Annotated in this window: 5 protein-coding genes; 3 read left to right on the forward strand and 2 right to left on the reverse strand. The window is 73.9% G+C overall.

The genetic code is table 11. The features are described 5' to 3' along the window. Positions 1–197 precede the first annotated feature (197 nt). Positions 198–1,475 carry a hypothetical protein gene (locus ACWGJY_RS14950; RefSeq protein ID WP_453261211.1) on the forward strand — a complete coding sequence of 426 codons (1,278 nt, stop codon included), beginning with the start codon at positions 198–200 and terminating at the stop codon, positions 1,473–1,475. 270 nt (positions 1,476–1,745) lie between these two features. Next, on the forward strand, positions 1,746–2,291 hold the full coding sequence (locus tag ACWGJY_RS14955; protein ID WP_453261212.1) for a DoxX family protein: 546 nt from the start codon (positions 1,746–1,748) through the stop codon (positions 2,289–2,291). A gap of 557 nt (positions 2,292–2,848) precedes the next feature. Here ACWGJY_RS14955 and ACWGJY_RS14960 read toward each other — a convergent pair. Together ACWGJY_RS14960 and ACWGJY_RS14965 are read right to left on the reverse strand one after the other, a co-directional pair. Next, positions 2,849–3,079 carry a hypothetical protein gene (locus tag ACWGJY_RS14960; RefSeq protein WP_453261213.1) on the reverse strand — a complete coding sequence of 77 codons (231 nt, stop codon included), beginning with the start codon at positions 3,077–3,079 and terminating at the stop codon, positions 2,849–2,851. Further along, entirely contained in the window at positions 3,076–4,587 is a 1,512-nt protein-coding gene (locus ACWGJY_RS14965) for a PspC domain-containing protein (RefSeq protein WP_453261214.1), read from the reverse strand. Before ACWGJY_RS14965 ends, ACWGJY_RS14960 begins: the two co-directional genes overlap by 4 nt. Positions 4,588–4,920: 333 nt before the next feature. On the opposite strand from ACWGJY_RS14965, the gene ACWGJY_RS14970 reads away from it, so the two are divergent. Next, a partial coding sequence (locus ACWGJY_RS14970; RefSeq protein ID WP_453261271.1) for a serine/threonine-protein kinase occupies positions 4,921–6,000 on the forward strand: 1,080 nt, incomplete at its 3' end.

Here is a 6,000-nt window from a genome sequence, read left to right on the forward strand (position 1 = left end):
ATATACCGGGGCGCGTGCGACGGACGGGACCCCCGCTTGTGGTACGTCAACGCGCCGATGCGCCCGCCACCCGCCACCAGCTGGACGTTTGATGTCCGCCCCGGCTATCTGGGGCACAATTCGCCTTTGTGTAAGACAAGTTGGCGGCGAGTGGTGGCGGGGCGGTAACGGACGTGTCGGTTGAGGCGGTGGGCAGGATGGCCGGAACGGGCGAGCCGGGGGACGGCGCGGAGCGCGCCACCGGCGGCGAGTGCCGATGCGGACGGTGCCCGCACGGCGCCCGTGCGGGGCACCGGCAGGCGGTCGCTGCGTTCCTCGCGCTGCGTGAGGACTTCGCCGCCGGGCACGGGGTACCGGCCGGGCTGGCCCGCTCCGCCGGTGCGGCCCGGCAGTGGGTCTCCGACGAACTGACGCTGTCCGCACGGGAGGTGGCCAAGAGCGGCGCCGCCGAGGGGGTCGCCTGGCTGACGTCCGTACGGTGGCGCACCCTGCTCGTCGTCTGGGGCGCGGTGGTCGCCCTGCTGCTCGGGCAGGCGCTGACCGCCCTCGGCGCGGGCTGGACGGCGGCCCGCACGGCGGGGCTGGTCGCGGCCCTCGTCCTGGCGCTGGGGCTGACGGCGGCGGCCTGGTGGCACCGCGCGCACGGCGGGGCACTGGCGCCGCTGATCGGCGAGGACGGACGGCTGTCCACCTCACGGACGGTGGCGGCGGGCTGGGCGTCCGCGGTGCTGTACGCGGTGCTGATGACGGCCGTGCAGCTGGTGACGACCGCCGGTCCGGACGAGCGGAGCCGTCTGCTCCAGGGCCTGGAACTCGAACGGTCCGGCGCCCTGTTGGCGATGCTCGCCGTCGGGTGCGGGGTGGCCGTGCTGACGCACGGGCTGGTCGCCGCGCGGGTGCGGTCGGGGCGGCTGCAGAAGATTCCCGCGGAGCGGCCACGGGCCGCCGACCTGCTGACGGACGACGCGGGGCGGGGGAGTCTCCTGGATGTGCAGTACGTCCTGGTGAACGTGGCCGTGCTGGGGTGCGCCCTGGTGCGGCTGGCCGAGCGGCCGGAACACATGCCACAGCTGCCCTGGGCGTTGGTGGTCCTCCTCGCGCTCTGCGGAGCGGCTTATCTGTGGGGGAAGGCGGTGGCGGGCGGGCGCCCGGTGATCCTCTCGGTCGTGCGCTCCCGTGAGCTGGGCGACCTTGCCGCGCCGGTCCGTACCGGCGATGACATCGAGATCCGCGGTGCCGGTTTTGTCCCGCCGGGCGCGGGGACGCCCGACCGGCTGGCCCGGACCGTGGTGCGGATCGGCGATGTCCATGTGCCCGTCCCGTTGGTTCCGGTGGCCGGGGGCTTCGCCAATCCGACGGACGGGGTGCTGACCGTCCCCGTGCCGGTCGATGCCGAGCCGGGCCGGGTGACGGTCCGGGTGATCACGGCGGCGGGTGTGGAGACGAACGGCTACCCGATCGACGTCCTGGACTGAGGGCCGTGAGGCCCTGGGGTGAGGGCCTGGGGTGAGGGCCGCAAGCTCCTGGGCCGTGGGCCGAGGGCCGAGGGCCGTGGCGGGCGGGCTGAAGGGGGCTGTGGGGGGCGCGGCGCCGTCGGCCGCCATTGCGTGACGATTATGTGTGCCACAGCCGCCCGAAGCGCGTCGCTCCGTTGAACCTCTCCCGCACGTCCATACGTATCTCCTCAGGAGGCGCGGGCGGGGGCACAATCGTCTGCGCCCGGAGGCAACGGAGAGGCGGACGTCATGGTTCACGCGAATCGCACGATCGGTGCCGAATTGGGAGGGGTGGCCGTTGAGGGCTCCGGCGCCGGGTTGCGGGGGAAGCTGGCGCGCCACGCACTGCTCCCGTTGCGGCTCTTTCTGGGGGCCACCTTCCTCTACGCGGGCATCGACAAGCTGACGAATCCGGCGTTCCTGGCGGCCAGTGGTCCGGGGTCGCTCGGTGAGATGCTGCGGCAGGTCCATGACGCGGCGGCGTTGCCCCAGCTCGTGGACCTCGCACAGCAGAGTCCGACGGGCTTTGGCTATGCCATCGCGGCCGGTGAACTGGCGGTGGGCCTCGGGACACTCGTGGGCCTGCTGGGGCGGCTGGCGGCCCTGGGCGGTGCGCTGATCTCGCTGATGCTGTGGATCACCGTGAGCTGGGCGACCACGCCGTACTACTACGGCAATGACCTCGCCTATCTGATGGCCTGGGTCCCGCTCGTCCTGGCCGGCACCCCGAGGTACTCCCTGGATGCCGCCCTGGCACACCGCCGCAAGCGGCACGGGACGCAGCTGTTCGGCTAGGGCGTCGAAGACCAGTCCTGCCCGGTCCTGACCGGTCCTGACCGGCTCCTTGCCCGGCCCTGCCCGGCCTTGACCGGCCCTGCCCTGACCGGCCCTGGACGCGCCCGCAAACGGGGCGGCCGGCGGGACACATCACGGCACGCCTCAGAAGCGCGGGTTCGGCGGGCGCCCGGCCGGGCGCCCGCAGAGCGCGGGGCGGAGGCCGTGGGCGCGGAGGCCGTGGGGCGGAGGCCGTGGCCGAGTGCGCCGGGCTCCGCCGTTGCGGGCTTTGTGCTGTCGTGGGTGAGGGGTGCCGCGGTGGACCGTGGCGGCCGATCCCCCCCAGGCGGCTCCGGGTGGCTCGGGGCGGATCGGGGCGGTTCGGAGCGGCTTGGTGTGGCAGGCGGCCGTTCGGTTCGGGGCGGTTCGGGGCGGCTTGGTGTGGCTCGCGGCCGTTCGGTTCGGGGCGGCTTGCGGCGGTTCGGAGCGATTCGGAGCGGATCGGGGCGGCTTGCGGGTGGCTTGCCCCGGGTGTGTGGCTGGTCGGTTCTTCTGCCGCGGGGTGCGGCCGGGGCCGGTCAGGGATGCGTCGGGGGTGGCGCGTCGGCGGGCGGTGTGTGGTGGCGGCGGGTTGTGGCCCAGGCGGCGGCGGTGACGCCGGAGAGCAACAGGCCGGCGGGGAGGGCGAGGAAGAGCCGGAGGCCGGGGGCCTGCCAGACGCCGAGGGCATCGAGGCCGTAGCCCGTGCCGACGGTGAGGGCGGTGAGGCCCGAGACCAGACGGGCCGGTTCGAAGTGGTGGCGCTTCACTCGGGGGCTCCCTCAGGGGTCGGGGTGGCCGGGGTTCCGGGCGGCGACGGGGTGGGGGTCGAGGGGGCAGGGGCGGACGGGGTAGGAGTCGACACGCTGGGATCCGACGGGGCGGAGGCCGGCGTCGAGCGCTCGATGGCGACCTGACCCGCTCCGAGGGTGAGGTCCAGGTCCAGCGTTCCGCGGGGCTTCTGGCCCTTCTTGAGGCCGTCGGCGGGCAGGGTGATGGTCCGCTGCCTGCCACCCGCCGAGACGTTGACATCGTGCGGCGATTCACCGGGGAGCTGGATGTCGCCGAGGCCGAGCGAGATATGGAGGCGGGTGGTGACGCCCTGCGGCAGCGTCACCTGGAGGCGGCCGAAGCCCACTTCGGCGCCGGTGTGGACCGTACGGCCGCCCTTGAGGGGCAGCTCACCGAGGTCCAACGTCCCCTCCCCCGACCCGATTTCGTAATGCGGCCGGACGGCGCCGAGGCTGGTGGGAGCCCAGGTGTGCTTCTGCCAGTCGGTGGTGATGTTGTCGGGCAGGGCCGTCGCCGCCGCCAGCAGCAGGGCCGTCAGCACCACCATGAAGACCGTCCCGCCGCCCGTCCGCCCGAACCAGGCGCTGAGCACGAGCCCCAGGCCGAAGACGACCAGTGCACCCGCCAGCCCCGCCTGAAGGGACGGCGCGAAGCCGTCATGGCGGGAGACGGCGAGGGCGGTGGCGCCGCCGGCGAGCAGCGCGAGCAGGAACGTCCACCCGCCGATCGGGCGGCCGCTGCGGCGACTTCGGCGCGGGGCGGGAGGTGCGCCGCGTGAGGGCGGGGGCGGGCCGGGCGGGCCGCCCGCCCCGGGCCAGGGGTGAGGCCGGGCGGCGGCCGTCGTGCCCGCGCCGTGCTCGGAGCGGTAGGTGATGTCGAGGGGGAGCGGGGTGTTGTCGGGCCCCCACAGATAGCCCGGACCGCCCTCCCCGGAGCGCTGGTTGCGCCACCATGAGGGGCCGGCCGGCACCGGGGGTGCTTTGGTCTCGGGCGGGGCGTCGGCGACGGCCTGGGCGGTCGCGGCGTCCACCGACCCAGGGTCCTTGACCGCTGCCTCCCGGCGCCGCCGTGACCAGTGAGCGGAACCGGCCGCCGCCAGCGTCAGCATGATGGCGAACGACATCATGCTGCCCTTGGCGAGGGTCGTCAGGAAGAGTCCGCAGCCGACGAGCGCGAAGAGCAGGGCCGTCAGCGCGGGGCCTTCGACGCGGCCGGAGAGCAGCCTGCGGCCCTCGTTCTCGTCCTCGCCGTCGAGCGGGATGAGCAGCCAGGCGAAGCCGTAGGCGATGAGACCGACACCGCCGACGGAGAGCACGGCGAGCACGATCCGGAAGATCACCGGGTCGAGATCCCACTGCCGGCCCAGCCCGCCGCACACCCCGCCGATGACCCTGTGCCGCCGGCTGCGGCGCAGCGGGGCGGGCGGCGGGGTGTGGCCGGAGGGGACGGAGGGCGCCGACTCCTCGACGTGGGCTGCATCGTTCATGGACCCATGGTGACAAGGGCGAACGCGTCCCGGCATCCGTAAGAACCCTGGCAGATCCCTGAGATCCGCCGAGGGCGGCCCTGAGATGCCCCAGGGGGGTCCCGAAACCCCTCGTGCCGTCTCATATACCCCCGGCTCTTCGGCTCCGGCCGGAACGCGCGGGCCGACGAATGGTGGCCAGAGGTCTGTCCACTCGCGCGGGCGACTATCGTTGCGCCCTGTAATACGTACGGGTTTCCGGAGGGGCGTGCGGTGACGGAGGCGGCGGCGGTGGACGAGGGGCGACTGGTCGTCGGGCGGTATCGCCTGGTTGAGCGGATAGGCCAGGGCGGCATGGGCACCGTCTGGCGGGCCCGGGACGAGGTCCTCGGTCGTCAGGTCGCGGTCAAGCGTTTGCATGTGGCGCCGCATCTCGATGCGGACGAACTGGCGAGGCGCTATGAGCGCACCACCCGTGAGGCGCAGGCCGCGGCGCGCATCAACCACCCCAATGTGGTGGGGGTGCACGACGTCGTGGACGACGCCGGGATGCCGTGCATCGTGATGGAGTACGTCCCCTCGACGACGCTCGGCGACCTCATCAAGGAAGCCGCGCGGACGGAGAGTTCGATCTCGCCGCGCGAGGCGGCCCGTATCGGGCGCGGCATGGTGGCCGCGCTGCGTGCCGCACACTCCGCCGGTGTGCTGCACCGTGACGTCAAGCCGGGCAATGTGCTGCTCGGTGCGGAAGGCCGGGTCGTGCTCACCGACTTCGGCATCGCGGTGGCCAGCGGTACCTCCACGCTCACCAAGACGGGTGAACTGGTGGGCTCCATCGACTACTTGGCGCCCGAGCGGGTCAGGAGTGGCCGCCCGGGGCCCGCCTCCGACCTGTGGGCGCTGGGTGCGACGCTCTATCAAGCGGTCGAGGGACGGCCCCCGTTCCGGAAGGACACCGCTGTCGAGACGGCGTACGCGATCGCCATGGACCCGCTCGAGGCGCCGCGCAACGCCGGGTCGCTGAGCCCGCTGATCGAGGCGCTGCTCGCCAAGGAACCGGCCGACCGCCCGACGGCCGAGGTCGTCGAGCAGGCGCTGCGGGCCGCCGAGGCCGAGGCGGACACGACGCTGCACGGCTGGCCGACGCTGGCACTGGGCACGATCGGACGCCCTGCGCCGGAACCGGCCACGCCGCACCGGCAAACGGCGGCGTCGACCCGTGCGGTGCCGCACACGGGCGGGACGGGGGACACGTCGGACCGCACCGGGACCGGAACCGGCACGAGTTCGGGCACGGGCATGCGCACGGACATGGGGTCGGGCACGGCCACGGGCACGGGCATGCGCACGGACATGGGCACCGGTACGGGGCCGGGCACGGCCACGGGCACGGGCACGGGCATGCGCGTGGACACCGGCACCGGCACCGGCACG

It is taken from the genome of Streptomyces sp. NPDC054765 (assembly GCF_053612065.1).

Excerpts from the sequence above, each read along its gene's own strand:
- ACWGJY_RS14950 (WP_453261211.1), top strand. The coding sequence starts at position 198 with ATGGCCGGAACGGGCGAGCCGGGGGACGGCGCGGAGCGCGCCACCGGC.
- ACWGJY_RS14955 (WP_453261212.1), top strand. The coding sequence starts at position 1,746 with ATGGTTCACGCGAATCGCACGATCGGTGCCGAATTGGGAGGGGTGGCC.
- ACWGJY_RS14965 (WP_453261214.1), bottom strand. The coding sequence starts at position 4,587 with ATGAACGATGCAGCCCACGTCGAGGAGTCGGCGCCCTCCGTCCCCTCC.